At 66.5% G+C, this 23,779-nt stretch carries 23 protein-coding genes and 3 pseudogenes; 8 read left to right on the forward strand and 18 right to left on the reverse strand.

The window, feature by feature from the left end:
* From PcP3B5_RS01855 to PcP3B5_RS01865, 4 genes and pseudogenes are all read right to left on the reverse strand, one after another.
* Entirely contained in the window at positions 1 to 1,188 is a 1,188-nt protein-coding gene (locus PcP3B5_RS01855) for an acyl-CoA dehydrogenase family protein (protein ID WP_009615013.1), read from the reverse strand.
* 11 nt (positions 1,189 to 1,199) lie between these two features.
* Entirely contained in the window at positions 1,200 to 1,760 is a 561-nt protein-coding gene (msuE, locus tag PcP3B5_RS01860) for an FMN reductase (RefSeq protein ID WP_061560443.1), read from the reverse strand.
* Between the two features lie 280 nt (positions 1,761 to 2,040).
* Positions 2,041 to 2,220 (reverse strand): annotated as a pseudogene (locus tag PcP3B5_RS31275) (helix-turn-helix domain-containing protein); the annotation flags it as partial.
* 143 nt (positions 2,221 to 2,363) lie between these two features.
* Positions 2,364 to 3,407 (reverse strand): LLM class flavin-dependent oxidoreductase, encoded by a 1,044-nt coding sequence (locus PcP3B5_RS01865; protein ID WP_061560444.1) that lies wholly within the window; start codon positions 3,405 to 3,407, stop codon positions 2,364 to 2,366.
* A gap of 358 nt (positions 3,408 to 3,765) precedes the next feature.
* Between PcP3B5_RS01865 and PcP3B5_RS32485 the strand changes: the two are divergent.
* Both PcP3B5_RS32485 and PcP3B5_RS32490 read left to right on the forward strand, forming a co-directional pair.
* A pseudogene (locus tag PcP3B5_RS32485) lies at positions 3,766 to 4,650 on the forward strand (cache domain-containing protein); the annotation flags it as partial.
* A gap of 207 nt (positions 4,651 to 4,857) precedes the next feature.
* Positions 4,858 to 5,556, forward strand: coding sequence for a methyl-accepting chemotaxis protein (locus PcP3B5_RS32490; RefSeq protein ID WP_370311659.1), 699 nt, complete (start codon positions 4,858 to 4,860; stop codon positions 5,554 to 5,556).
* Between the two features lie 786 nt (positions 5,557 to 6,342).
* On the opposite strand, the gene PcP3B5_RS01875 is transcribed toward PcP3B5_RS32490, so the two are convergent.
* A complete protein-coding gene (locus PcP3B5_RS01875) occupies positions 6,343 to 6,828 on the reverse strand; it encodes a flavin reductase family protein (RefSeq protein WP_061560446.1) in 486 nt (161 codons plus the stop codon).
* Between the two features lie 564 nt (positions 6,829 to 7,392).
* Here PcP3B5_RS01875 and PcP3B5_RS01880 point away from each other — a divergent pair.
* Positions 7,393 to 8,799, forward strand: coding sequence for a purine-cytosine permease family protein (locus PcP3B5_RS01880; protein ID WP_061560447.1), 1,407 nt, complete (start codon positions 7,393 to 7,395; stop codon positions 8,797 to 8,799).
* A 302-nt stretch (positions 8,800 to 9,101) separates the two neighbouring features.
* On the opposite strand, the gene PcP3B5_RS01885 is transcribed toward PcP3B5_RS01880, so the two are convergent.
* The 5 genes from PcP3B5_RS01885 to ribBA form a co-directional block, all read right to left on the reverse strand.
* Positions 9,102 to 10,241 carry an ABC transporter ATP-binding protein gene (locus PcP3B5_RS01885; RefSeq protein WP_061560448.1) on the reverse strand — a complete coding sequence of 380 codons (1,140 nt, stop codon included), beginning with the start codon at positions 10,239 to 10,241 and terminating at the stop codon, positions 9,102 to 9,104.
* 17 nt (positions 10,242 to 10,258) lie between these two features.
* A complete protein-coding gene (locus tag PcP3B5_RS01890) occupies positions 10,259 to 11,068 on the reverse strand; it encodes an ABC transporter permease (protein WP_009615023.1) in 810 nt (269 codons plus the stop codon).
* A 6-nt stretch (positions 11,069 to 11,074) separates the two neighbouring features.
* A complete protein-coding gene (locus tag PcP3B5_RS01895; protein WP_116424685.1) occupies positions 11,075 to 12,022 on the reverse strand; it encodes an ABC transporter permease in 948 nt (315 codons plus the stop codon).
* Complete coding sequence (locus PcP3B5_RS01900) at positions 12,007 to 13,032, reverse strand: ABC transporter substrate-binding protein (RefSeq protein ID WP_061563190.1); 1,026 nt, start codon at positions 13,030 to 13,032, stop codon at positions 12,007 to 12,009. The genes PcP3B5_RS01895 and PcP3B5_RS01900 overlap by 16 nt, the downstream gene beginning before the upstream one ends.
* A 349-nt stretch (positions 13,033 to 13,381) precedes the next feature.
* Complete coding sequence (ribBA, locus tag PcP3B5_RS01905) at positions 13,382 to 14,512, reverse strand: bifunctional 3,4-dihydroxy-2-butanone-4-phosphate synthase/GTP cyclohydrolase II (RefSeq protein ID WP_061560449.1); 1,131 nt, start codon at positions 14,510 to 14,512, stop codon at positions 13,382 to 13,384.
* 77 nt (positions 14,513 to 14,589) lie between these two features.
* Here ribBA and PcP3B5_RS01910 point away from each other — a divergent pair, with 77 nt between their 5' ends.
* Entirely contained in the window at positions 14,590 to 14,883 is a 294-nt protein-coding gene (locus tag PcP3B5_RS01910; RefSeq protein WP_061560450.1) for a DUF1330 domain-containing protein, read from the forward strand.
* Between the two features lie 336 nt (positions 14,884 to 15,219).
* Here PcP3B5_RS01910 and PcP3B5_RS01915 read toward each other — a convergent pair whose 3' ends face one another.
* From PcP3B5_RS01915 to PcP3B5_RS01945, 7 genes are all read right to left on the reverse strand, one after another.
* Positions 15,220 to 15,783 carry an NUDIX hydrolase gene (locus PcP3B5_RS01915; RefSeq protein ID WP_043269686.1) on the reverse strand — a complete coding sequence of 188 codons (564 nt, stop codon included), beginning with the start codon at positions 15,781 to 15,783 and terminating at the stop codon, positions 15,220 to 15,222.
* Positions 15,784 to 15,787: 4 nt separating this feature from the next.
* Positions 15,788 to 16,540, reverse strand: coding sequence for a GntR family transcriptional regulator (locus PcP3B5_RS01920; RefSeq protein WP_043269684.1), 753 nt, complete (start codon positions 16,538 to 16,540; stop codon positions 15,788 to 15,790).
* A 41-nt stretch (positions 16,541 to 16,581) separates the two neighbouring features.
* Positions 16,582 to 16,971 carry a carboxymuconolactone decarboxylase family protein gene (locus tag PcP3B5_RS01925; protein ID WP_061560451.1) on the reverse strand — a complete coding sequence of 130 codons (390 nt, stop codon included), beginning with the start codon at positions 16,969 to 16,971 and terminating at the stop codon, positions 16,582 to 16,584.
* A gap of 191 nt (positions 16,972 to 17,162) precedes the next feature.
* Positions 17,163 to 17,648, reverse strand: coding sequence for a flavin reductase family protein (locus PcP3B5_RS01930; RefSeq protein WP_061560452.1), 486 nt, complete (start codon positions 17,646 to 17,648; stop codon positions 17,163 to 17,165).
* An 11-nt stretch (positions 17,649 to 17,659) separates the two neighbouring features.
* Entirely contained in the window at positions 17,660 to 19,141 is a 1,482-nt protein-coding gene (locus PcP3B5_RS01935) for an aldehyde dehydrogenase (RefSeq protein WP_061560453.1), read from the reverse strand.
* A complete protein-coding gene (locus tag PcP3B5_RS01940) occupies positions 19,138 to 19,971 on the reverse strand; it encodes an alpha/beta fold hydrolase (protein WP_009615033.1) in 834 nt (277 codons plus the stop codon). The genes PcP3B5_RS01935 and PcP3B5_RS01940 overlap by 4 nt, the downstream gene beginning before the upstream one ends.
* Before the next feature lie 26 nt (positions 19,972 to 19,997).
* Positions 19,998 to 20,588, reverse strand: coding sequence for an amino acid synthesis family protein (locus PcP3B5_RS01945; protein ID WP_061560454.1), 591 nt, complete (start codon positions 20,586 to 20,588; stop codon positions 19,998 to 20,000).
* Positions 20,589 to 20,888: 300 nt separating this feature from the next.
* On the opposite strand from PcP3B5_RS01945, the gene PcP3B5_RS01950 reads away from it, so the two are divergent.
* The 4 genes from PcP3B5_RS01950 to PcP3B5_RS31280 all read left to right on the forward strand — a co-directional run bounded on the left by PcP3B5_RS01950 (position 20,889) and on the right by PcP3B5_RS31280 (position 23,169).
* Positions 20,889 to 21,452: a peptidase associated/transthyretin-like domain-containing protein gene (locus PcP3B5_RS01950; RefSeq protein WP_070065485.1), complete on the forward strand. Its 564-nt coding sequence runs from the start codon at positions 20,889 to 20,891 to the stop codon at positions 21,450 to 21,452.
* Between the two features lie 98 nt (positions 21,453 to 21,550).
* On the forward strand, positions 21,551 to 21,952 hold the full coding sequence (locus PcP3B5_RS01955) for a hypothetical protein (protein WP_061563191.1): 402 nt from the start codon (positions 21,551 to 21,553) through the stop codon (positions 21,950 to 21,952).
* The gene (locus tag PcP3B5_RS01960) at positions 21,945 to 22,589 is read left to right on the forward strand and encodes a BRCT domain-containing protein (protein WP_061560455.1); all 645 of its coding nucleotides are present in this window, start codon (positions 21,945 to 21,947) and stop codon (positions 22,587 to 22,589) included. The genes PcP3B5_RS01955 and PcP3B5_RS01960 overlap by 8 nt, the downstream gene beginning before the upstream one ends.
* A gap of 13 nt (positions 22,590 to 22,602) precedes the next feature.
* Complete coding sequence (locus tag PcP3B5_RS31280; protein ID WP_145923844.1) at positions 22,603 to 23,169, forward strand: hypothetical protein; 567 nt, start codon at positions 22,603 to 22,605, stop codon at positions 23,167 to 23,169.
* Positions 23,170 to 23,177: 8 nt separating this feature from the next.
* Here the strand turns inward: PcP3B5_RS31280 and PcP3B5_RS32085 are convergent.
* Positions 23,178 to 23,380: pseudogene (locus PcP3B5_RS32085) on the reverse strand (tyrosine-type recombinase/integrase); the annotation flags it as partial.
* Positions 23,381 to 23,779: the final 399 nt, after the last annotated feature.

Below are 23,779 nucleotides of genomic sequence, written 5' to 3' on the forward strand. Positions count from 1 at the left end.
TCAGGAATAGAAGGTGGGTGTCGGCCGCGTGCCGTTGAGCGCCCAGTCCCCCAGCTCGTGGAGCTTGTAGTCCAGCGGGTCGTGCAGGGACTGGGTGCGCAGGTTGCGCCAGAAGCGGTCCAGGCGCAGCGAGGCGTGGGTGGCGCGGGCGCCGGTGACCTCGAACAGGCGGTTGCAGATGTCCAGGCCGGCGCGGCTGGCGGCGACCTTGGCGGTGGCGATGGCCACCGCCAGCTGCGCGCGTTCCTCGGCGCCCAATGCGTGTTCCTTGCGCCAGGCCTCGTCCAGCAGCGCGGCGGCGCGCTGCACCAGCAGGCGCACGCTCTCCAGGCCGACCCAGAACTCGCCGTAGTGGCGCAGCACGTATGGGTCCTCGCCGACACTGCGGGCGCTGGAGCGGAACCACGGGCGGCTTTCCTTGAGGCTGTACTGCCGCGCCTCCTCGAAGGCGCCCTCGGCCACGCCGAGGAACAGGTTGGCGAACAGCAGCTGGGCGATCAGCGGGCGCAGGCAGGCGAAGGGCGTGCTCAGCGGGCCCGGGTCGAGCAGCAGCTCGGATTCCTCCACGCGCACCCGTTCGAAGGTGGCGCTGCCGCTGTCGGTCTGCCGCTGGCCCATGTTGTCCCAGTCGCCGTGCAGGGTGATGCCGGTGCGGCCGCTGGGGATGGCGGCGATCAGCAGCTTGCCGCCGTTGCCTTCGTCCACCGCCGAGGCGATGAGCATTTCCGAGTCGCTGGCGCCGGAGCAGAAGCTCTTCTTGCCGGAGAACTCGCGCCAGCCGTCGAACTTCTTCACCACGGTGCGGGTGTCCAGCGGGTTCAGGGCGTTGCCCCAGAACCAGTGCTTGCGCGCGGTCTGCTCGAACCACGGCTGCCACTGCTCGGGGCGGGCGAACAGGCGCACGGTGGCCAGCATCAGGTGCTGGAAGCCGAACACGTGGGCGATGGAGCTGTCGACGCGGGCGAACTCGCGGGTCACTTCCAGGGCCTCGCTCCAGCTGGCGCCCAGGCCGCCGTACTGTTTGGGGATGACCAGGCCGAGCAGGCCGCTGCGGCGCAGGGCGTCGCGCTCGGCCTTGGGCGTGCCGCCGAGCCGGTCGCGCTCGACGGCGCTTTCGGCGAATTCCGCCGCCAGCTGGCGGGCCAGTTGCAGCGGGCTGAGGATGGAGGCTTGTGCCGGCGAATTCATCGGGCGGCTCCTCAGGCGATGCGGCGCAGCGCGCGGTGGTCGCCGAACAGCGGCAGGGCGCGCTCCACGGCCAGGCGGATGCGCGCCTGGAGCAGTTCGCAGCTGATGCGGTAGTCCTTGAAGTCGGCCTCGCTGGCGTACACGCCCAGGGGCAGGGTCAGGGACTGGAAGAAGCTGAACAGCGGGCGCAGCTGGTGGTCGATGACCAGCGCATGGCGCTGGCTGCCGCCGGTGGCGGCGAGCAGCACCGGGGTGCCGATCAGGGCGTCCTGGCCGATCAGGTCGAACAGGTGCTTGAGCTGCCCGGGGTAGGAGCCGCGGTACACCGGCGAGGCCACCAGCAGCAGGTCGGCGCCCTCGATGGCGCGCAGCTGTACCTCTACCTCTTCCGGCAGCTCGGCGCGGCTCAGGGCGCCGCCCACCGGGCGGGCGATGTCGGCCAGCTCGATGAGCTGGACCTCGGCATCCAGGTGGCGGCCGATCTCGGCGAGGATGGCCTCGGTGAGGACCAGGGTGCGCGAGGGGCGATAGGCGCCGCCGGATACGGCGACCACTTTCAAGGGGGCAGTCATGTTCGGTTTCCTGTGCTGTTGCCCTGCCGGCAGGGCGGGTTCAGGTCGGGTTTCGCAAGACCTGTGCCAGGACTCAAGTCATTGATTTATATGGTTATTCATAAAGTGTTGCTGGGCGAACTGTTGGCTGGCGGCTAGTTGCTGCTGGGCAACTGTTGGCAGCGCAACAGTGGAGCGGCCGTCGATTCCTGCGCAGTTATAGAGGAATCGAGGTTGAGGTAAAAAAGAATAAATTCAGATTTTATTATTCTTTAATTGAATATGAGGGTTGCAGGCCGCGTCAGGCGGCGCCCTGGCTGCGGAACTCGCTGGGCGACAACCGCGTGTGCTTGCGGAAGAAGCGGCTGAAGTAGCCGACGTCGGAGAAGCCCAGGTCGTGGGCGATGGCCTTGATGCTCTGGCGCGAGTGGGCCAGCTCGCGCTTGGCCTCCAGCACCAGGCGCGCGTTGATCACCGCCCTGGCGGTGTGCGCCCAGGGCCGCCGCGCGGCGCGCGCGGAGCGGGCGAAGGTGGCGGGCGCCGGTTCCTGGTGAGCCGGGCCTGAATGCGCAACGCCGGTCAGCTTCCTGACCGGCGTTGTCGTTGCGAAGCCTGGGCGGGTGCTCAGCGGAACGCCGGCACCACGTGCTTGATGAACAGTTCCAGGGACTTCTTCTTCTGCTCGTAGGGCAGGCTGTTGTCGGCCCAGAAGCTGAACTCGTCGACGCCCAGCTCCTGGTAGTGGCGGATGCGCGCGATGATTTCCTCGGGGGTGCCGATCATGGTGTTCTTGCGGATGTTTTCCAGCTCGAACTCCGGGCGCTCCTTGAACTTCTCCTCGGGGCTGGGCGGCAGCAGGCCGTTGACCGGGACCTGCTTGTTGCCGAACCAGGCGTCGAAGGTGCGGTAGAAGCGCGAGATGGCCTCGGCGCCGACCTTCCAGCCTTCCGGGTCGTCGGCGGTGTGCACGTGGGTGTGGCGCAGCACCATCAGTTGCGGGCGCGGCACGCCGGGGTTGTTGGCCAGGGCCGCTTCGAACTTGTTCTTCAGGTCGACCACTTCCTCGTCGCCTTTCATCAGCGGGGTGACCATCACGTTGCAGCCGTTGGCCACGGCGAAGTTGTGCGAGTCCGGGTCGCGCGCGGCGATCCACATCGGCGGGGTGGGCTTCTGGATCGGCCGCGGCGAGGAGGTGGCGGTGGGGAACTTCCAGATCTCGCCGTCGTGGGCCACGTCGCCCTGCCACAGCGCGCGCACCACCGGGACCATCTCGCGCAGGTACTTGCCGCCCTCGGTGGCCGGCATGCCGTTGGCCATGCGGTCGAACTCGTACTGGTAGGCGCCGCGGGCCAGGCCCACTTCCATGCGGCCGTTGCTGATCACGTCGAGCAGGGCGCATTCGCCGGCCACGCGGATGGGGTGCCAGAAGGGCGCGATGATGGTGCCGGCGCCCAGGCGGATGGTTTCGGTGCGGGCGGCCAGATAGGCCAGCAGCGGCATGGGGCTGGGCGAGATGGTGTATTCCATGGCGTGGTGCTCGCCGATCCACACGGTGCTGAAGCCGCCGGCCTCGGCCATCAGCGTCAGCTCGGTGAGTTCCTCGAACAGCTGGCGGTGGCTGGTTTGTTCGTCGTAGCGCTCCATGTGCACGAACAGGGAAAATTTCATATCGCTTACCTCGAACCTTTTTTGTATCCGGCGCTGGGCGGGCCGGCGGATGGGATGCGCCTGCGCGCACCGCTGCTTCGGGGAATGGGCGCGGTCATGGCGATTGGCCACAAGCGTGCTGGGTGTCCGTGGTTTATTGGTATACCATAATACGGAATATCTGCAAGGCGTTTCTGCCCGGCGCCACCCCAAGGAGTTAAGGATGAACCTCAAACAGAAACTGATCCTGGCCTTCGCCGCCATCGCCAGCCTGCCGGTGCTGCTGGTCGCCGTGCTGGTGATCTTCAACCTGCGCGGCGAGGCGCGGGAAGGTTTCATCGACAGCAGCAGCCGGGAAATCCGCCAGGTGGAGAACGCCATGCAGCTGTTCTTCGACGGCATCGCCCAGAACGTCGAGTACCTGGCCGCCCACCCGCAGCTGCAGGCCATCGACGGCAGCCTCAAGCAGTACATCGGCGCCGATGCCGCGCAGCACCCGGACGGGGCGCTGGACCGCCAGGTGTTCGACCTGTTCGCCGGCCTGGCCCACAGCCACCCGGACTACGCCTACGTATCCCTGGGCACCCGCGACGGCGGCTACGCCTTCTGGCCGGGCGACGACAAGCTGGCCGGCTACGACCCGCGCAACCGCCCCTGGTACCAGGCGGCCATGGCCCAGCCGGGCCGCACCCTGCGTACCCATGCCTACTACTGGGCGGCGGACAAGGTGGTGCTGGTCAGCAGCGTGCGCACCTTCGCCAACCGCCTCGGCGAGCAGGGCGGGGTGGTCAACATCGACGTCTCGCTCAAGCGCCTGACCGACATCATCAAGGGCATCCGCCTGGGCGACAGCGGCTACCTGATGCTGATGGAAGGCGACGGCACCGTGCTGGTCGACCCGCACCAGCCGGAGCACAACTTCAAGAAGCTCGGCGAGCTGGGCGCCGGCTACGCCAGCCTGGCCAGCGCCGACAAGGGCCTGGTGGAGGTGGAGATCGACGGCGAGCGCTACCTGGCCAACGTCTGGCCGTCGGAGGGCCTGGGCTGGCGCTTCGTCGGCCTGATCAAGGAAAGCGAGGTGATGGCCGGGGCGACGCATCTGACCTGGCTGGTCGGCCTGATCGCCGCGGTGATAGCGCTGGGCTTCGCCGGCGTGGGCGCCGTGTTCGCCGGCCTGGTGGTGCGCCCGGTGCGCGCGGTGGCCGACGGCCTGGAAGGCATCGCCCAGGGCGACGGCGACCTGACCGGGCGCCTGGCGGTGCGCGGCCGCGACGAGACGGCGCAGCTGGCCGGCTGGTTCAACCAGTTCCTCGAGGCCATCCGCCGCCTGGTGCAGCACATCGGCCAGGCCGCGTCCGGCATCCACCAGAGCGCCGGCAGCGCCAGCGGCACCTCCCAGGCCCTGGCCGAGGCCGCGGCGCGCCAGCGCGAGGCGGTGGACATGGTGTCCACGGCGTTCAACGAGATGGTCATGACCGCCAACGAGGTGGCGCGCTCCTGCAGCCAGGCGGCGACTTCCGCCGACAGCGGCCAGCGCCAGGCCCACGACGGCCAGCAGCAGATCGACGAAGCGGTGGACAGCGTCGGCCGCCTGAGCGAGGAAATCGCCGGTTCGGCCAGCGCCATGCGCCAGCTGGAACAGGACAGCAACGACATCCAGTCGATCCTCGGCACCATCCGCTCCATCGCCGAGCAGACCAACCTGCTGGCGCTCAACGCCGCCATCGAGGCGGCCCGCGCCGGCGACCAGGGCCGCGGCTTCGCCGTGGTGGCCGACGAGGTCCGCGCGCTGGCGCGGCGCACCGCCGAATCCACCGGCGAGATCGACGCGCTGCTGGGCAACCTGGCCCGCCGCACCCACGACACCGGCCGGCAGATGCAATCCAGCCTGGAAGCCTCGCAGCGCACCGTCGGCTCCATCCGCGAGGCCCGCGCCTGCTTCGGCGCCATCCGCGAGTCGGTGGACGTGATCCGCGACATGAACGCGCAGATCGCCACGGCGGCGGAAGAGCAGCACCAGGTGGCGGAAGAGATCAACCGGCACATCGCCCAGATCCACCGCGACGCCCAGGAAGTGGCGGGGCTGGCGGAGGCCACGCGGGGGGATGCGCAGACGTTGAATGGGCTGTCGGAGGAGTTGAATCGATTGGTGTCGCGGTTCAGGACCTGAGCCGCTGCGGGGAAGGCTTTTCGTAGGAGCGAGCTTGCTCGCGAACAGTGGTTACCGGCGGGCTGCGGTGTTGGGTGTCAAGAGCGCCCTCTCCCCAACCCTCTCCCGCAAGCGGGAGAGGGGGCTGTTCGGAGTGGGAGGGGAATTTGGAGTCATCCTGATACTCCTCACTCCCCCTCGTCATTCCCGCGAACGCGGGACCCAGTGACTACGGGGTTCGCGAGCAAGCTCGCTCCTACGAAGAGCAGGATTTCCAGAGGAATATCCGAGCGCACCGGAACGCCCCTTCAGAAGGCCGAGTGAAACCCTCGCTCAGGAGGTCATGCGACATGGATGTCGCGAGAGCCCCGCGGGCTACAGGGACGTACCCTCGGGGCGGGCCTCCGTGGCGGGGGAGTTCGCGAGGGTAGCCCGACTCTGTCGGGCCCGTATGCGGGGCAAGCCTTTTTGGTTCCTTTTTGCGGGGGTGGCCTTCCACCGTTTGACAAAAGGGACTCGCCCGAGGGGGCGAAACAAAAAATCTCCGCAGACTCGGAGCGGCGCGCTACACCAAGCCCCCAAGCCACCGGGTTATTCCCCTTCGGGCCAGCGTAAGCGCTGTTCGCGATGGAGCCGCGTCCCGCGTTCGCGGGAATGACGAATTGGAAGGATGGCGCCTGACCGACACGCCGCTCAGGACAGCCCCCTCTCCCGCTTGCGGGAGAGGGTTGGGGAGAGGGCGCTCTTGAACCCAGCACCTACGCCCCGGGAAACACCGTTCGCGAGCAAGCTCGCTGGCAATCGGCGTCACGCCAAAGCCGGCAACGCCCCCATCTTCCCACGGCAATAAACCATCGGCTGCACCCGCTGCTCCGGCACCACCAGGTTCTTCACCGCGCCGACCATGATCGCGTGATCCCCACCCTCATACTCACGCCACAGCTCGCACTCGATCACCGCAGTCGCGCCTTCCAGCAGCGGATTGCCCAGCTCGCTCAGCTGCCAGTCGATGCCCAGGGCCTTGTCCTTGCCCTTCTTGGCGAAGCTGTAGGCCTCGCGCTGCTGCTCGGCGGAGAGCAGGTGGATGGCGAACTGCTTGCGGCGGATCAGCACCGGGTAGGAGTCGGAGGTGTAGTTGGGGCAGAACAGCACCAGCGCCGGGTCCATCGACAGCGAGCTGAACGCGCTGGCGGTCAGGCCCACCAGCTGGCCGTCCTCGTCCAGGGTGGTGATCACGGTCACGCCGGAGGGGAAGGAGCCCATGACTTGCTTGTAGAGGTTGGCGTCGATCATTGCGGTTACCTGCTGCCACGGGGGCGGGCGTTGGAGGAATTATTTTCGTCTGATGGTATACCGTATTATTGAAAGTTCAAGCCCCTGGATGACCGCCAGTCGGTTGCCGACGAACGTCGTGCAGGCGGCTGGAATCCGCGTGTGTACTGGGCTCGAAGGCTTCAGCGGGATGCCGGGAGGGACCCCTGGATAGCCCATGGTCGGAGCCGTTGGCGGGGAAGGGGCTTGCTGGAATCTTGGAATACCATAATATGGTGTTCGCCTAAGCATGCCTGCCAGCCCTTTCCGGGGCTTGCTGCCGAAGGCAAATTTCATACGTGGCTTTCGTACAAAGAAGACAAGAAGATGCTGTCCATGATGTTCCCCCGCCGCGCCCCCGACCGGGCCTGGCTCGATGATTCCCCGAGGTTGCACCCGCCCCTGGACCGCCGGTCCGGCGCCAGGCCGCCCGCGGCCTGATCCCGCAACCCCGATTCCCGACTGTCCGCGCCCGCAGTGGAACGCCGTCGGCCACCCGGCCGGCCGATCCGCGCTCGCGCCCGGCCATCCGCAGCGAGCCAGAAGATGTCCCATACCGAGTCCACCCCGCTCATCGAGAACCACACCGTCGACTACGTGCCCCCGGCCGAGCGCCATGGCCGTGCGCGCGACCTGTTCACCCTGTGGTTCAGCACCAATATCGCGCCGCTGCCGGTGGTGACCGGCGCCATGGTGGTCCAGGTCTACCACCTGGACCTGCTCTGGGGGCTGGTGGCGATCTTCCTCGGGCACATGCTCGGCGGCGTCGGCATCGCCCTGGCCTCGGCCCAGGGGCCGCAGCTGGGCATTCCGCAGATGGTGCAGAGCCGCGGCCAGTTCGGCCGCTACGGCGCGCTGCTGATCGTGTTCTTCACCGCGCTGATCTACCTGGGCTTCTTCATCTCCAACATCGTCCTGGCCGGCGAATCCATCCACAGCATCGCCCCGGCCGTGCCGCTGCCGGCGGGCATCCTGCTCGGCGCCCTGGGCGCCACCGCCATCGGCGTGATCGGCTACCGCTTCATCCACACTCTCAACCGCATCGGCACCTGGGTGATGGGCGGCGCGCTGCTGGTGGGCTTCGTGTGGATCTTCTGCCAGCAACTGCCGGCGGACTTCTTCAGCCGTGGCGGCTTCAACCTCTCCGGCTTCGTCGCCACCCTGTGCCTGGGCATCATCTGGCAGGTCAGCTTCTCGCCCTACACCTCGGACTACTCGCGCTACCTGCCGGCCAGCGTCGGCATCGCCAGGCCGTTCTTCGCCACCTTCTTCGGCGCGGTGCTGGGCACCAGCCTGTCGTTCAGCTTCGGCGCGGTGGCGGTGCTGGCCACGCCCGAAGGCACCGAGGCCATGGCCGCGGTGAAACAGGCCACCGGCGTGTTCGGCCCGGCGCTGATGGTGCTGTTCCTGCTCAACATCATCAGCCACAACGCGCTGAACCTGTACGGCGCGGTGCTTTCCATCGTCACCTCGATCCAGACCTTCGCCGCCGCCTGGACGCCCAGCGTGCGCCTGCGCGTGGCGTTGTCCTCGCTGGTGCTGGCCGGTAGCTGCCTGGTGGCGCTGAGCGCTTCGGCGAACTTCATCTCGCAGTTCATCGGGCTGATCCTCACCCTGCTGCTGGTCCTGGTGCCCTGGGCCTGCATCAACCTGATCGACTTCTACCTGGTCAAGCGCGGGCGCTACGACATCGCCTCGATCTTCCGCGCCGACGGCGGCATCTACGGGCGCTTCAACCCGCACGCGATCATTGCCTACGCCATCGGCATCCTGGTGCAACTGCCGTTCGCCAACACCGCGCTCTACGTCGGGCCCTACGCCAACTACCTGGAGGGCGCCGACCTGTCCTGGCTGGCCGGCCTGCTGGTGACCTGCCCGCTGTACTATTGCCTGGCCACCCGCGGCCAGGCACGTGAAAGCCTGCGGCAGGGGCGCCTGGGCCTGGCCGACTGATTCCTCGTTCCACTCTCCGCCCCGCCTTGAGAGCAGCTCTGGCGGGGCTTTTTTTCGTCTGTGGGAAAGGGCGTGGGATTGGCGGGCAGGTATGGACGGGAGACTTGGCGTCGACCTGTAGCTGCGCCGAGGCGCCCTTCGTGGAGCGAGCTTGCTCGCGAACAAACGCCGTGCCATGCGGTTCGCCTGTAGCGGGCCCTGCCCGCGATTCGCGCGCAGGGCGCGCTCCTACAGGGGAATGGAGCAGGCAAAAAAAGCCCCCGGCCGCCACAACGGCCGGGGGCGCAAGGGACTTCAAAGGGTCAGTGCGCGCCCTTCACCAGGTCGCTTTCGTTCCACTGGTTGTAGACGCAGGCGTCGGCCGCGGCCCAGCGCACGCGCACCGGGCTGCCCGGGTGCAGCGGCTGGCCGCCGGAGAGGGCCTTGAGGGTCAGCTGGGTGCCGCCCACGGTGGTCACGCTGCAGGTCTGGCTCTCGCCGAGGAACACCACTTCCTGCACGGTCGCGCCGAGTTCGTTCCAGCCGGCTTGCAGGGGCTGCGCGGCGGCCTGTTCGGCGCTCAGGGCCAGGGCCTTTTCCGGGCGGATCATCAACACCAGGTCCTGGCCTTCGCGCAGGCCGCCGGTGGGGCGGATGGCCAGGCTGGCGCTCTCGAAGCGCGCCGCGGCGTTGCCCTGGGCCTGCACGCGGAGGAAGTTGGAGTTGCCGAGGAAGGAGGCGACGAAGGTGTTCGGCGGGTTCTGGTAGAGGTCGTAGCCGCTGCCCAGGCCGACGATCTTGCCGTGGCTGAAGATGGCGATGCGCTGGGACAGGCGCATGGCCTCTTCCTGGTCGTGGGTGACGTAGACGATGGTGATGCCGAGGCGGCGGTGCAGGTGGCGCAGTTCGTCCTGCAGGTCTTCGCGCAGCTTCTTGTCCAGCGCGCCCAGGGGTTCGTCCATCAGCAGGATGCGCGGCTCGTAGACCAGCGCGCGGGCGATGGCCACGCGCTGCTGCTGGCCGCCGGAGAGCTGCGCCGGGCGGCGCTGGGCGAATTTCTCCAGCTGCACCAGCTTGAGCATGGCGTCGACGCGGCGCTCGCGGGCGTCGCCCTTCTGCTTGCGGATGTCCAGCGGGAAGCCGATGTTGTCGCGCACCGACAGGTGCGGGAACAGCGAGTAGCGCTGGAACACCATGCCGATGTCGCGCTTGTGCGGCGGCACGTTCACCAGCGACTGGCCTTCCACCAGGATCTCGCCGCTGCTGGGCGTCTCGAAGCCGGCCAGCATCGACAGCGTGGTGCTCTTGCCCGAGCCGCTGGAGCCGAGGAAGGTGAGGAATTCCCCGTCGCGGATGTCGAGGTTGATGTTGTCCACGGCGGTGAAGTCGCCGTAGTGCTTGTTCAGGTTGCGCAGGCTGACCAGGGTCCCGCCCTGCGCGGTTTCTTGGATGACGGCACTCATTGTCTGACTCCTCGCGCTCAGGCGCTGACTTCATTGCGCCGGCGCAGCAGCGCGGCGGCGAGCATCACCAGGACCGACAGGCCGATCAGCAGCGTCGAGGCGACGGCGATCACCGGGGTCAGGTCCTGGCGCAGGGTGGTCCACATCTTCACCGGCAGGGTCTGCAGGGTCGGGCTGGCCATCATCACGCTGAGCACCACCTCGTCCCAGGACACCAGGAAGGCGAACAGGCCGCCGGCGACCATGCCCGGGCGGATGGCCGGGAAGGTCACCTTGAACACCGCCTGCAGGCGCGAGGCGCCGCAGATCACCGCGGCGTCCTCGGTGGACTGGTCGAACAGCTTCAGCGAGTTGATGATCGAGATGATGGTGAAGGGCAGGGCGACTATCACGTGGCTGACCACGAAGGCGAACAGCGTGCCGGTGTAGCCCAGCTTGAGGAACAGCGCGTACACCGCCACGGCGATGATCACCAGCGGCACTATCATCGGCAGGGTGAACAGGCCGTAGAGCAGCTCGCGGCCGGGGAACCTGCCGCGCACCAGGGCGAAGGCGGTGGGCAGGCCCAGGGCCACCGCGCAGATGGTGGTCAGCACCGCGACCTTGAGGCTGGCCAGGGCCGCGTCCATCCACTCGGGGTTGGCGAAGAACTGCGCGTACCACTTCAGCGTCCAGCCCGGCGGCGGGAACACCAGCCACTGCGAGGAGCCGAACGACAGCAGCACGATGAACACGATCGGCAGCAGCAGGAAGGCGGCGATCAGGCCGGTGGTGAGGTACAGCCCGCCGCGCAGGCGCGGGCCCATGGCATTGGGGGAGAGCAGCATGGCGGCTTACCTCGCGTTACTGGCGCCGACCGGGGATTCCGGCTGCACTTTCAGGTAGACGTAGAACAGCACCAGGGTGATCAGGATCAGCAACGCCGCGGCGGCGCTGGCCAGGCCCCAGTTGAGGAAGGACTGCACCTGCTGGACGATGAATTCCGGCAGCATCATGTTCTGCGCGCCGCCCAGCAGCGCCGGGGTGACGTAGTAGCCCAGGGACATGACGAACACCATCAGCCCGCCGGAGAACAGCCCCGGCCGGCACAGCGGCAGGAACACCTTGAAGAAGTTGCTCCAGGGGCTGGCGCCGCAGATCGAGCCGGCCTGCAGCACCATGGGGTCGATGGCCGCCATGGTCGCCTGCAGCGGCAGCACGATGAACGGGATCATGATGTAGCTCATGCCGATCACCACGCCGGTGAGGTTGTGCACCAGTTCCAGCGGCTGGTCGATGATGCCCAGGGCCATCAGCACCTTGTTGATCACCCCCGAGGCCTGCAGCAGCACCAGCCAGGAGTAGGTGCGGGCGAGCAGGCTGGTCCACATCGACAGCAGCACGATGTTCAGCAGCCAGCGGCCCCAGCCGCGCGGCACCAGGGTGATCGCCCAGGCCAGGGGGAAGCCCAGCAGCAGGCTGATCAGGGTGACCAGCGCGCCGACCGCGAAGGTGTTGAACAGCACCCGGGTGTAGGCCGAGTTGGCGAACAGCTGGGCGTAGTTGTCCAGGCCCGGGGTGGGTTCGAGTACGCCGCGCAGCAGCAGCCCCACCAGCGGGGCGAGGAAGAACAGGCCGAGGAACAGCAGGGCCGGCAGCAGCTTGGCCGAACCGCGCCAGGGCGACACGCCTTGCGGCTTCATCGGCGACCTCGTTTGCACCGCGTCGGCGGCGCGCGCGGCGCCGTCGACGGGAGTGGAGCGGCCGTGGGGAACGGCCGTCATTTTCACTTGACCAGCCATTCGTTCCACCGTGCCGCGATGGCCGGGCCGTTCTTGGCCCAGTACGCGTAGTCGAGGGTGATCTGATCCTTAGCGTAGGCGGTCGGCAGGTTGGGGGCGAGGTCGCCCTTGAGCTGGCCGACGCTGTCGAGGTTCACCGGGGCGTAGGCGGTGAGGTTGGCGAAGTCGGCCTGGCCCTTGGCGCTGGAGGCCTCGGCGAGGAACTTCATGGCCGCGTCCTTGTTCTTCGAGCCCTTGGGCACCACGAGGAAGTCGGCCATGACCAGGTTCTGCTTCCAGCTCACGCCCACCGGCGCGCCGTCCTGCTGCAGGGCGTAGATGCGGCCGTTCCAGAACTGCCCCATGGTCGCCTCGCCGGAGGCCAGCAGTTGCTGGGACTGGGCGCCGCCGCCCCACCAGACGATGTCCTTCTTGATGCTGTCGAGCTTCTTGAAGGCGCGGTCCAGGTCCAGCGGGTAGAGCTTGTCGGCGGGCACGCCGTCGGCCAGCAGGGCCAGTTCCAGCACGCCGGGGCTCGGCCACTTGTACAGGGCGCGCTTGCCCGGGTAGGTCTTGGTGTCGAACAGCGCGCTCCAGTCCTGCGGGGCATTGCCGCCGACCTTGCCCTGGTTGTAGCCGAGCACGAAGGAGAAGTAGAAGGAGCCGACGCCGTGGTCGGAGACGAAGCGCGGATCGATGCGGTCGCGCTTGACCACGTTGAAGTCCAGCGGCTCCAGCAGGCCTTCGGCGGCGGCGCGCAGGGCGAAGTCCGCCTCCACGTCCACCACGTCCCACTGCACGTTGCCGCTTTCGACCATGGCCTTGAGCTTGCCGTAGTCGGTGGGGCCGTCCTGCACCACGCGGATGCCGCTGGCCTGGCTGAAGGGCTCGGCCCAGGCCTGCTTCTGGGCGTCCTGGGTGGTGCCGCCCCAGCTGACGAAGCTGATCGCGTCGGCGGCGCTGGCGGCGGTGCCGGCCAGGCCCAGGATGGCGGCGAAAGTCGCCGCGACTGCACGTTTCTTGAACACCATGTACATGCCCTCGTTGTTGTGTTTGTGCGCGGGCAGGCGGTCTGTGCCTGCCCATCAGGAGCAGTGGCCATCTGGGCCTGTCAGGGTCGGCCTTGTCCGGAGCGTCGTCCGGGCTGCCCGTGTTCGGGGCGGCGGAACAATCGTCGGCCTACGGGATGTCATATTATGGTATTCCAAACTTTCTGCAAGTCTCCTCCCCGTTCCAGGCCCCGTGGATTGCCGCTTGGCGCCGTCCCTGGCGGCTTTTCGGCTGCCGCCCGGTGGCGTCAATCGACTGATTTTTCTAGCCTTTATCCACATGTTCGGGCGCCGGTAAGCTGGCCGGCGGCCAGTATCGGCCGACCGGTGGTCAGGCCTCGGTCGCCGGCTTCCAGTCGTCGAAGGGCAGGCTTTCCACCACTTCCAGGCCATAGCCGGTGAGGCCGGCGTATTTCAGCGGCGGGCCGAGGTGGCGCAGCTTGCCCACGCCCAGGTCCTGGAGGATCTGCGCGCCGGTGCCGATCTCCGAATAGATGCGCGACTGCGAGCGGGTGAACGGCCGGCTCGGCTGGGTGAGCTGCGGCACGCGCTCCAGCAGCGCCTGGGACGACTCGTGGTTGGCCAGCACCACCACCACGCCGCGGCCTTCCTCGGCCACCCGTTGCAGCGCCGCCCACAGCGTCCAGTTGGGCGGCCCGGCGTACTCGGCGCCGACCAGGTCGCGCAGCGGGTCGATCACGTGCACGCGCACCAGGGTCGGCTCGGCGGGGTCGACCTCGCCCATCACCATGGCCATGTGCACGCCGCCCTCGATGCGGTCCTCGAAGGTCACCAGGCGGAAGCTGCCGTGCACCGTCGGCAGCTCGCGCTCGCCGATGCGCCGTACTGTGTGCTCGGTGCTCAGGCGGTAGTGGATGAGGTCGGCGATGGTGCCGATCTTGATCCCGTGCTGCGCGGCGAAGGCTTCCAGCTCGGGGCGGCGGGCCATGCTGCCGTCGTCGTTCATCACCTCGACTATCACCGCCGCCGGCGTCAGCCCGGCCAGGCGCGCCAGGTCGCAGCCGGCCTCGGTGTGCCCGGCGCGGGTGAGCACGCCGCCCTCGCGGGCGCGCAGCGGGAAGATGTGCCCGGGCTGGACGATGTCCTCGGCGCTGGCGCCCGGCGCCACGGCGGCCTGCACGGTGCGCGCGCGGTCGGCGGCGGAGATGCCGGTGGTCACCCCGGTGGCCGCCTCGATGGAGACGGTGAAGGCGGTGGAGTAGGGACTGCCGTTGTTCGGCACCATCTGTTCCAGCCCCAGGCGCTGGCAGTGTTCCTCGGTGAGGGTCAGGCAGATCAGCCCGCGCGCTTCGCGGGCCATGAAGTTGATGGCCTCGGGCGAGCAGAACTCGGCGGCCAGCAGCAGGTCGCCCTCGTTCTCGCGGTCCTCGTCGTCCACCAGCAGCACCATGCGGCCCTGGCGGAAGTCCTCGATGATTTCTTCGGTGGTATTGAACGGCATGACCGGCTCCGGGGTGTGGCAGTCAGAAAATTCTGGTATACCATCATACACAAAATATCCATCGCCAAGAGGTTGCCATGAAGGCCTACTGGATCGCCCACGTGGACGTCACAGACCCCGAGCAGTACAGCCAATACACCCGCCGCGCGCCAGCGGCCTTCGCCCTGTACGGCGGCCGCATCCTCGCCCGCGGCGGCCGCTCCGAAGCCCTGGAAGGCCGCCCGACGCCGCAGCGCAGCGTGGTGATCGAGTTCGATTCTTATGAGCGGGCGGTGGCCTGCTATCGGTCGAAGGAATACCAGGAGGCCTGGGCGCAGCGGCAGGGGGCGGCGAGGGCGGAGGTGATCATTGTTGAGGGCGTCGAGCCCTGAGGGTGGGGGTTTTCGTAGGAGCGAGGGGGACGTCTAGTTCTTGCTCGCGAACCGGCATTCCCCGGCAGCACTGGTGTTTGGGGTGAACCTCGTCCCCTCTCCCCAGCCCTCTCCCTGAAGGGAGAGGGGGCTTGTCCGTGCCTGCTTCGGGCCCTGTGCTGGCCAGCAACTTCGCATGTGCCGGCGAGCGCCAAGGTTACGCTTGAAGCCGAACGGTCCCCTCTCCCTTCAGGGAGAGGGTTAGGGAGAGGGCGCTCTCAATCCCAGCGCCCAAATCCCCGGCAAGCACCGTTCGCGAGCAAGAACTAGGCGTCCCCCTCGCTCCAGAAAGCGCAATCAGCGAATGAAATGAATCTTCCCGCTATCGTCATTCCCCATGTAGATCCCATACACCCCCGCTTGCCGCTCCTCGATGTAGCGCTCGAGAATCTGCCGGATCGCCGGGTAGTAGATCTGCTCCCAGGGAATGTCCTCGGGCGCGAAGAAGCGCCGGTCCAGGGTCTCCGGCCCGTAGGCGTCGGCGATTTCCAGGGCCTGGGCGCGGAAGATGATGTAGACCTCGCTGATCTTCGGCACGCTGAAGATGGAGTAGGGCGAGAGGATTTCGGCGCGCACGCCGCTCTCTTCCCAGACCTCGCGCAGGGCCGCCTGCTCGGTGGTCTCGCCGCTTTCCATGAAGCCGGCCGGCAGCGTCCAGGTGCCGGGGCGCGGCGGGATGGCGCGCTGGCACAGCAGGTAGCAGCCGTCGCGCTCGATGATGCAGCCGGCGATGACCTTGGGGTTCTCGTAGTGGATGTAGCCGCAGGCGCCGCATAGCAGGCGCTCGTGGGTGTCCCCCGGCGGCTGGCGGCGTTGCATCCGGTCGCCGCCGCACTGCGGGCAGAAGCGCGGGGCGGGCATGGCGTCAGCGGCCTATGCGCGGCTCTTTGAGGACGATGGGGGTGGCGATCTCGCGGACCTTGCCACCCTCTTCCTGCTTGGACTTCAGGTAGTCCAGCGCCACCTTGGCCGCTGCGCGCACGTGGTCCACCGAGGCCTGGTGCGCGGCCGCCGGGTCGCCGCTCTTGATCGCCGCGACCATCTTCTCCATCTCCTGGTTGCTCGCCCCGCGGCGGTTGGCCTGGGACACCGAAGTGGCGCGCAGGTAGCTGATGCGCGCTTGCAACTGGCGCAGCTGGGTAGCGGCGATGCGGTTGCCCGAGCCCTCCAGCAGCACGTCGTAGAAGCCCTGCACCGAATCCAGCACCTGCTGCAGGTCGCCTTCCTCCAGGGCCTTGCGGTTCTCCTCGAGGGCGCGTTCCAGGGCGCGGATGTCCTTGGCCTTGGCGTTGAGGGTAAACAGCTGGACGATCATCCCTTCGAGCACGCAGCGCAGCTCGTAGATGTCGCAGGCGTCTTCCAGGGTGATGATGGCCACCCGCGGGCCCTTGGCGTCGGCGAACTCCACCAGCCCCTCGGACTCCAGGTGGCGCAGGGCCTCGCGCACCGAGGTGCGGCTGACGCCCAGGCGGTCGCAGAGGTCGCGCTCGACCAGACGGTCGCCGGGCAGCAGCTGGAAGTTGAGGATGGCGCCGCGCAGCTTGTCCAGCACAATCTCGCGCAGGGTCACGGGGTTGCGGTTGACCTTGAAGCTATCGTCGAGGGGCAAGCGTTTCATGTGGTCCGCTCTGGTAATGGCTGTCCGTAGGGTGAAGCGGCCTAGCCCTGGGGCTCGGCATCGGCCTCGGCGAAGGCCTCGCGGGCCAGGCGGAAGCTGTCGACCGCCGCCGGGATGCCGCAATAGATGCCGACCTGGAGCAGGATTTCGCGGATCTGCTCGCGGCTGAGCCCGTTGCGCAGGGCGCCGCGGATGTGCAGCTTCAGTTCGTGCGGCCGGTTGAGGGCCGAAATCATCGCCAAGTTTATCATGCTGCGTTCTTTCAGCGACAAACCCTCGCGGCCCCAGACGTGGCCCCAGCAGTACTCGGTGACCAGCTCCTGCAGCGGCTTGCCGAAGTCGTCGGCCGCGGCCAGCGACTTGTTCACGTAGGCCTCGCCCAGCACCTGGGTGCGGATCGCCAGGCCCTTGTCGTACTTCTCGTTGCTCATCGCATGCTCCTTCTTTCATATAGGAGCAACTGTCTGCCGGCTGCTCCGAGGGGCTTCTCGCAGGATGGGGCGAGCTTGCGAAACCCATGCGGCCGTGGTGATGGGTATCGCTTCGCTCAACGCCATCCTACGTCGGTGTTTCTCCTGTACCTGTAGGAGCGAGCAGGCTCGCTCCCACGAGGACGGGACGGTCAGGCCAGCTGCGGCAGGGCGCCGAGCTTGCCGCGGTGGTAGACCATCGGCACCACGTTCTGCTCGGGGATGATCAGGTTCTTCACCGCGCCGACGATGATCGCGTGGTCGCCGCCGTCGTACTCGCGCCACAGCTCGCATTCGATGATCGCCGTGGCCTTGGCCAGCAGCGGGTTGCCCAGCTCGCTGAGGTGCCAGTCGATGCCCTTGGCCTTGTCCTTGCCCTTGCCGGCGAAGGCATAGGCCTCGGCCTTCTGGTCGGCGCACAGCAGGTGGATGGCGAACTGCTTGCTGTCGCGCAGGATTGGGTAGGTGTCCGAGGCGTAGTTGGGGCAGAACAGCACCAGCGCCGGGTCGATCGACAGCGCGCTGAAGGCGCTGGCGGTGATGCCGACGATCTCGCCCTGGGGGTCGAGCGTGGTGACCACGGTGACGCCCGAGGGGAAGGAGCCCATGACTTCCTTGTAGATTCCGGGTTCGATCATGTTCTGCCTCCTCAGCGCATCACGAAGGGGTCGGGCATCGGCGCCTGCGAGAGGTTGATCCACACCGTCTTCAGTTCGGTGTAGGCCAGCACCGAGTCGATGCCGCTCTCGCGGCCGTAGCCGCTCTGGTGGAAACCGCCGATCGGCGCCATGGCCGAGACCGCGCGGTAGGTGTTGACCCAGATGATTCCCGAGCGCACGTCGCGCGCCAGGCGGTGGGCGCGGCCCAGGTCGCGGGTCCAGATGCCGGCGGCCAGGCCGTACTGCGAGTCGTTGGCCAGGGCCAGGGCTTCGGCCTCGTCCTTGAACGGGATGACCGAGGCCACCGGGCCGAACACCTCTTCCTGCATGATGCGCATCGAGTGGCGGTCGCAGGCGAATAGGGTCGGCTCGTAGAACCAGCCCTCGCCCTTGCCTTCGGGGCGCTTGCCGCCCATCAGCAGGCGCGCGCCCTCGGCGTTGGCCACGGCCACCAGGTTCTCGACCACCGCCAGTTGCTGCGCGGTGGCCATGGGGCCCATCTCGCTGGCGTCTTCCTGCGGGTTGCCGATGCGGATGCGCTGGGCGCGTGCGATCAGGCGGGCGACGAATTCGTCGTAGATTTCGCGCTGCACCAGCAGGCGCGAGCCGGCCACGCAGCTCTGCCCGGTGGCGGCGTAGATGCCGGCCACCACGCCGTTGATGGCGCTGTCCAGGTCGGCGTCGGCGAAGATGATGTTCGGCGACTTGCCGCCCAGCTCCAGGGACAGCTTGGCGAAGTTCTCCGCGCTGCTGCGCACCACGTGGCGGGCGGTGGCGGCGCCGCCGGTGAAGGCGATCTTGCGCACCAGCGGGTGGCGCGTCAGGGCCGCGCCGGTGCTCGGGCCGAAGCCGGTGACCACGTTGATCACGCCGGCCGGGAAGCCGGCTTCCAGGGCCAGGCGGGCCAGCTCGAGGATGGTCGCCGAGGCGTGTTCCGAGGGCTTGAGCACGATGGTGTTGCCGGCGGCCAGGGCCGGGGCCAGCTTGATCGCGGTGAGGTACAGCGGGCTGTTCCAGGGGATGATCCCGGCCACCACGCCCAGCGGCTCGTGCACGGTGTAGGCGAACATGTCCGGCTTGTCGATCGGCAGGGTGCCGCCTTCGAGCTTGTCGGCCAGGCCCGCGGTGTAGTGGAAGAACTCCGGCAGGTAGCCGACCTGGCCGCGGGTCTCGCGGATCAGCTTGCCGTTGTCGCGGCTTTCCAGCTGAGCCAGGTGCTCCCTGTTCTCGGCGATCAGGTCGCCCAGGCGGCGCAGCAGCTTACCGCGGGCGGTGGCGCTGAGCTTGCGCCAGGCCGGGTCGTCGAAGGCCTTCTGCGCGGCCTGCACGGCGCGCTCGACGTCTTCCTCGGCGGCGTCGGGCAGCAGCGCCCAGGGCTGCGCGCTGGACGGGTCGAGGCTTTCGAAGGTCTTGCCGGAAAGCGCATCGAGCCATTGGCCGTCGATGCACATCTGGAAGCGGGCGAGTGTCATGCGACTATCCCCTTGGTCTGGTTCGGCAGGCTCAGGGCCTGGTGCAGGAAGTCCAGCAGCACCTGGTTGACCAGGCGCGGCGACTCCACCGGCATCATGTGGCGCTGTTCATCGAGTATGGCCACCTGCGCGCCGGGAATGCGCGCGGCCAGTTGCCGGGCCATCTCCGGGGTCGAGCCGGGGTCCAGCTCGCCGGTGGCGACCAGGGTCGGCGCCTGGATGCTGCCCAGGTCGTCGGCGCGGTACATGTCCTGGGTGGCGAACAGCTCGTAGGTGGTCAGGTAGCCCTGCGGGTCGTTGCTCGCCAGGGTCTGGCGGATGGCCGCGATCTGCGCCGGGTTGGCGGCCTGGTACTCGCGGCTGAACCAGCGCGACAGGGCCGCCTCGGCGTTGGCGTCGGGACCGTGTTCGGCGGCCTGGCGGGTGCGCTCGATGACGCCGGCGCGCTGTTCGGCGCTGCGGTTGAACACACTGTTGAGGATCACCAGCCCCTGCAGCCGCTGCGGATGGTGCAGGGCGAAGGCGCGCGCCACCAGGCCGCCCATGGAGAAGCCGATGACCGTGGCCTGCGGGATCTGCAGGTGGTCGAGCAACTCGCGCAGCTGCGCGGCGTAGCCGACCAGCCCGGTGCCCGCTTCGGGGCGCGGGCTGGCGCCGTGGCCGAGCATGTCGTAGGCGATGACCCGGTAGTGCGGGGCCAGGCCGACGATCTGCCCGCCCCACATTTCCTTGTTCAGGCCCACGCCGTGGATCAGTACCACGGGCTGGCCCTGGCCGGTCGCCAGGTAACTGGTGCCGGCCGGTGTGTGTTCAGCGGTGAGCCGAATCATGGAACGCTCCTGCACTGGCCGCGGAATCACTGGGCCTGCTCGGCGGCCAGCTCTTCCAGGTCGATGTAGCGGTTGCCGATGCGCGGGTGCAGGCGGCCGCCGTCGGCGGCGCCCAGGACCACGATGATCTCGTCGGCGCGCGGCGCGTCCTCGATCTGCATCTCCAGGGTGATGTAGTGCGAACGCAGGCCTTCGTCGTCCTTGTGCATCATCGGGACCTGGATCGAGGTGCCCGGGCCGCCGCGCTTGTTGGTGAAGCTCAGGTAGCTCTTGGCGTCCACCGCCTTGCGGTAGTGGTTGCCGAAGCGCAGGGTGTGGATCACCGCCGAGGCATGCTCGATCTCGCCATCGGCGCCGACCACGGCGGCCTTGCCATAGGCCTCGATCTTGTCGGCGCCACCGATCAGCGCGGTCAGGCGTTCGACCATCAGCGCGCCCAGCTCGGAGCAGTTGGCCCTGATCTCCGGCTTGAGGTCCTCGACGAAGCCGCGGCCCGCCCAGGGGTTCTTGATCACCACGGCCAGCCCGGCCATGGATACCGGTTTCTCGGCAGCCTTGCCGCCCTCGATGAAGGTTTCCTCGACGTAGCTGACGATCTTGCGGATTTCGAAGCTCATGGGCACTCCTTGGGTGTCTCTGTGCGATTTGGTCTGATGGTATACCATAATATTGGAAGTGCAAGAGGCAGGGTGGCAAAGGCGGTGGGGTCTGGCGACGGATGGTTGAGGAGGGGCTTGTCGGAAGGCTCGGGGACTCAGCGGGAATGGGCTTTGGCTGGTTGGTGAGGAAGGGGGAGCCTGTCGCCAGCTTTGAAAGTTGGCTGGCTCGATCAATTGGGAGGTTGGGGCATACCGCCGGCGGATGACGTGGCTTCTTCTTTGGTGGCAAAATGCCTCCAAACTGACAAGGAGGTCGCCATGCGCATCAAGCTACTCGCTGCAATCCTATCCGCCCCTCTGCTGCTCTCCGGCTGCGCCAGCATATTCACCGAGCAGGTCTACCCGGTCCAGGTAACCAGCTCGCCAAGCGGCGCCAATGTGGAGATCAAGGACGAAGACGGAAACATCGTCTACAACGGCATCACTCCTGCTACGGTGAAGCTCGAGGCAAGCGCCGGTTACTTCGATGGCCAGACCTACACGGTCAGGTTCCGCAAAGATGGCTATGCCGACGAGACAACCGTAATCGACTCCGGCGTGGAGGGTTGGTACTGGGGCAACCTGCTTCTCGGTGGTGTGCTGGGGATGCTGATCATCGACCCCTCAACCGGGGCGATGTTCGACTTGCCGAGCAAGGCATCCACCACCATGAAGGAAGCCGCGGCTCCGCAAGAAGCCGTCGCCTCGGCTGCCACCTATTCGACTTCGGCGCCTGGTCTCTCCAGGGACCAGTGGCAGCAGCAACAACTGCAGCAGCTCCAGGCCCAGCCGATGTCCTATGAGGAATACCAACGCCGCTACCAGCAGATCATGGCGCGGTAGCCTTTTATCTACCTAGAGCCGTCAGGCGTGTGCTCAGGTTTTCTGCTTCTCGAATTCAGTGTTGCCTGGCGAGGGTAACGGACGGGGAGATTTACAAAGTGAATACCATCCATCGTGCAATCAGCGAACCTCTACGTTCAGGCCTGGATTGGTACGAGACCTGGAAGGGAGCCGACCGGGGGTTTATCCAATGCTGGGAGGTTGGTCGGAGACGTGCTGCGGCCGAGCCGCAGTTGGCCGAGGCCTGCCTGGCAGGGCAGTTGCCGCCCTTGGGGTGGAAAGGCGGCGTCGTGAAACGCCTCAAGAAACCTGAGAAGTTCGGATCCTTTCGATACCTGGCCGAATGGCAGGGCCTGCGTGGTGAGGATCTGCACATCGACCTCGCCAAGGAGCTCTCCCTGGTTTGCTCGGCAACGGGCATGACGGTGGTGTTCACCTCCGACCTGGCGAAGCTGGCCGGCCCTGGAGGCAGCGATGAAGGAGAGGATGCCAATGGTTGATCTGCATCGGGAATTCGAAGGCAGCCGCTTTTTCCATGAGGCGCGCATCGATCGGCGCTCTGCGGACGCCCTGGTGGGCCTGGCCGCCGGTATTGCTGCAGACGGGCATATCAACCAGCAGGAGGCCGAGTTTCTGGAGAACTGGATCTCGGCCAACCTCGTGCACCTCGAGGATCCGGTGATCAACCTGTTGTATCGCCGGCTATCGGACATGCTCTCCGATGGAGTGCTGGATGCCGACGAGTCCGCGGAGCTGCTGGAAATCCTCCGCAGCTTCGCAGGTTTGAGCGCAGCCAAACCCAAGGCGAGCGACAACGCTTTCGTTCCTTCGAATGCACTGCCTCTCGATCATCCCGTCCCTGAGCTCGTATGGAATGGGCGGTTGTTTCTGTTCACGGGCGTCATGGCCTACGGCCCACGCAAGGACTGCGAGGCATTGGTTATCGAGCGCGGAGGCCAGATCGCACCCGGCGTGAGCAAGAAGATCCACTACCTGGTCGTTGGCGAAATAGGGAACGAGCAATGGCTCCACAGTACCTATGGCACCAAGATCAAGAAGGCGGTGGAGCTGCGGGAGAATGGCTGCTCATTGGCCATCATCAGTGAGAAGCACTGGCAGGTGGCGCTGTTCGGTTGAGGGAGTAGCACAGATGTTTTCTTGGGATGGGCTAACCACGCTTGGTGGCATTGCTGCGATTATTTGGGCCTATGGCTCGGCAGGCGAAGAGCGAAGGGCGAATTTCAGAGCATGGGCTGCTAGCCATATTGCATCAGTTGCCCCCGCTGCTAAGCGTGTAGCATGGTTGTCGGGGGTTGCAGCACTGGCTGTAGGGGCGGGCGCTGTCGCAATCAGCTCCGGGCTCTGGATTTTTGGGTTTCTGACTCGTGACGCACCCATCGCAAGAAAAGAAGTTTTCGAGCTGATTCTTAATATGGTGAACGTCACGGTTTATTCGGGGGGCGCTTTAGCTGGCGTTACTCTCATTTTCAAATTCCCGCAGCGTGAAATCATAAGTGGCATGCACGTTATATCCAGTCGAGATGGGGAATATTTGGAGCTCAAACTCGATGGCGAATGTGACGTGAGCACCCTGGAGCAGCAATTGAGGGGCGAAGGAATTCGGATTCGCCTGGATAAAGTCTCCCGTCGTAAGGCTCGGATCGCTATACAGGCGCCAGTTCCCTTGGTGCAGGTAGTGAGGGATGCAGAGACGTAGGTGTCGCTCACGTTCCCTTGTTCAATCTCGTATAGGTGGTCTGCATACCACTGCATCATTGCCCGGCGTTACTCGATATAAATTGCCTTGTCATATACCCCGGCCGCCGTCTTCCGCATGGGACAGTTGTGCCTCCATATGCTCCTTGGCGAAGCCTTTCTTCCGTAGGGTGGTGATGCGTGTGCCGGAAACCATGGCCGGTTTGTCGGCCGTCGTTGGGGGCGCTGGATTTCGCAGCATTTAATCCTTGTACACCGCTGGTTCGAATCTTCTTCAGATATACACAGCGGTCAAGGATAGAGGTAGATCCGGGAAGGGATTTCGATACAAGAAAGCCCGCACAGGGCGGGCTTTTCAGGGTGTTTCATAGACTGTGAGAGGCAGCCCGAAACAGGTAGATGACGCATCCGGCGGGATTCGAACCCACGACCCCCCTTCGGAGGGCAATGCGGTACAGGAATCTCGGTTGGCTGAAAATGCTCTTAGACGTCTCTAAGTGCCGTGCCGTAAGGCTTTTCTCCTATGTTGCCGACTGTAGTTTATGGCTTTTAGAGGCACCTAAGGATGGTCTGAAAAAGCCCCTACTCGAAAAATGCGCCCCAGTAGCCAC

It is taken from the genome of Pseudomonas citronellolis, from assembly GCF_001586155.1.
In the GTDB taxonomy this organism is placed as follows: Bacteria; Pseudomonadota; Gammaproteobacteria; order Pseudomonadales; family Pseudomonadaceae; genus Pseudomonas; species Pseudomonas citronellolis.

Bases quoted from the DNA above. Each gene is read 5' to 3' on its own strand.
- PcP3B5_RS01855 (WP_009615013.1), bottom strand. From the start codon at position 1,188: ATGAATTCGCCGGCACAAGCCTCCATCCTCAGCCCGCTGCAACTGGCC.
- msuE (WP_061560443.1), bottom strand. From the start codon at position 1,760: ATGACTGCCCCCTTGAAAGTGGTCGCCGTATCCGGCGGCGCCTATCGC.
- PcP3B5_RS01865 (WP_061560444.1), bottom strand. From the start codon at position 3,407: ATGAAATTTTCCCTGTTCGTGCACATGGAGCGCTACGACGAACAAACC.
- PcP3B5_RS32490 (WP_370311659.1), top strand. From the start codon at position 4,858: ATGACCGCCAACGAGGTGGCGCGCTCCTGCAGCCAGGCGGCGACTTCC.
- PcP3B5_RS01875 (WP_061560446.1), bottom strand. From the start codon at position 6,828: ATGATCGACGCCAACCTCTACAAGCAAGTCATGGGCTCCTTCCCCTCC.
- PcP3B5_RS01880 (WP_061560447.1), top strand. From the start codon at position 7,393: ATGTCCCATACCGAGTCCACCCCGCTCATCGAGAACCACACCGTCGAC.
- PcP3B5_RS01885 (WP_061560448.1), bottom strand. From the start codon at position 10,241: ATGAGTGCCGTCATCCAAGAAACCGCGCAGGGCGGGACCCTGGTCAGC.
- PcP3B5_RS01890 (WP_009615023.1), bottom strand. From the start codon at position 11,068: ATGCTGCTCTCCCCCAATGCCATGGGCCCGCGCCTGCGCGGCGGGCTG.
- PcP3B5_RS01895 (WP_116424685.1), bottom strand. From the start codon at position 12,022: ATGGCTGGTCAAGTGAAAATGACGGCCGTTCCCCACGGCCGCTCCACT.
- PcP3B5_RS01900 (WP_061563190.1), bottom strand. From the start codon at position 13,032: ATGGTGTTCAAGAAACGTGCAGTCGCGGCGACTTTCGCCGCCATCCTG.
- ribBA (WP_061560449.1), bottom strand. From the start codon at position 14,512: ATGCCGTTCAATACCACCGAAGAAATCATCGAGGACTTCCGCCAGGGC.
- PcP3B5_RS01910 (WP_061560450.1), top strand. From the start codon at position 14,590: ATGAAGGCCTACTGGATCGCCCACGTGGACGTCACAGACCCCGAGCAG.
- PcP3B5_RS01915 (WP_043269686.1), bottom strand. From the start codon at position 15,783: ATGCCCGCCCCGCGCTTCTGCCCGCAGTGCGGCGGCGACCGGATGCAA.
- PcP3B5_RS01920 (WP_043269684.1), bottom strand. From the start codon at position 16,540: ATGAAACGCTTGCCCCTCGACGATAGCTTCAAGGTCAACCGCAACCCC.
- PcP3B5_RS01925 (WP_061560451.1), bottom strand. From the start codon at position 16,971: ATGAGCAACGAGAAGTACGACAAGGGCCTGGCGATCCGCACCCAGGTG.
- PcP3B5_RS01930 (WP_061560452.1), bottom strand. From the start codon at position 17,648: ATGATCGAACCCGGAATCTACAAGGAAGTCATGGGCTCCTTCCCCTCG.
- PcP3B5_RS01935 (WP_061560453.1), bottom strand. From the start codon at position 19,141: ATGACACTCGCCCGCTTCCAGATGTGCATCGACGGCCAATGGCTCGAT.
- PcP3B5_RS01940 (WP_009615033.1), bottom strand. From the start codon at position 19,971: ATGATTCGGCTCACCGCTGAACACACACCGGCCGGCACCAGTTACCTG.
- PcP3B5_RS01945 (WP_061560454.1), bottom strand. From the start codon at position 20,588: ATGAGCTTCGAAATCCGCAAGATCGTCAGCTACGTCGAGGAAACCTTC.
- PcP3B5_RS01950 (WP_070065485.1), top strand. From the start codon at position 20,889: ATGCGCATCAAGCTACTCGCTGCAATCCTATCCGCCCCTCTGCTGCTC.
- PcP3B5_RS01960 (WP_061560455.1), top strand. From the start codon at position 21,945: ATGGTTGATCTGCATCGGGAATTCGAAGGCAGCCGCTTTTTCCATGAG.
- PcP3B5_RS31280 (WP_145923844.1), top strand. From the start codon at position 22,603: ATGTTTTCTTGGGATGGGCTAACCACGCTTGGTGGCATTGCTGCGATT.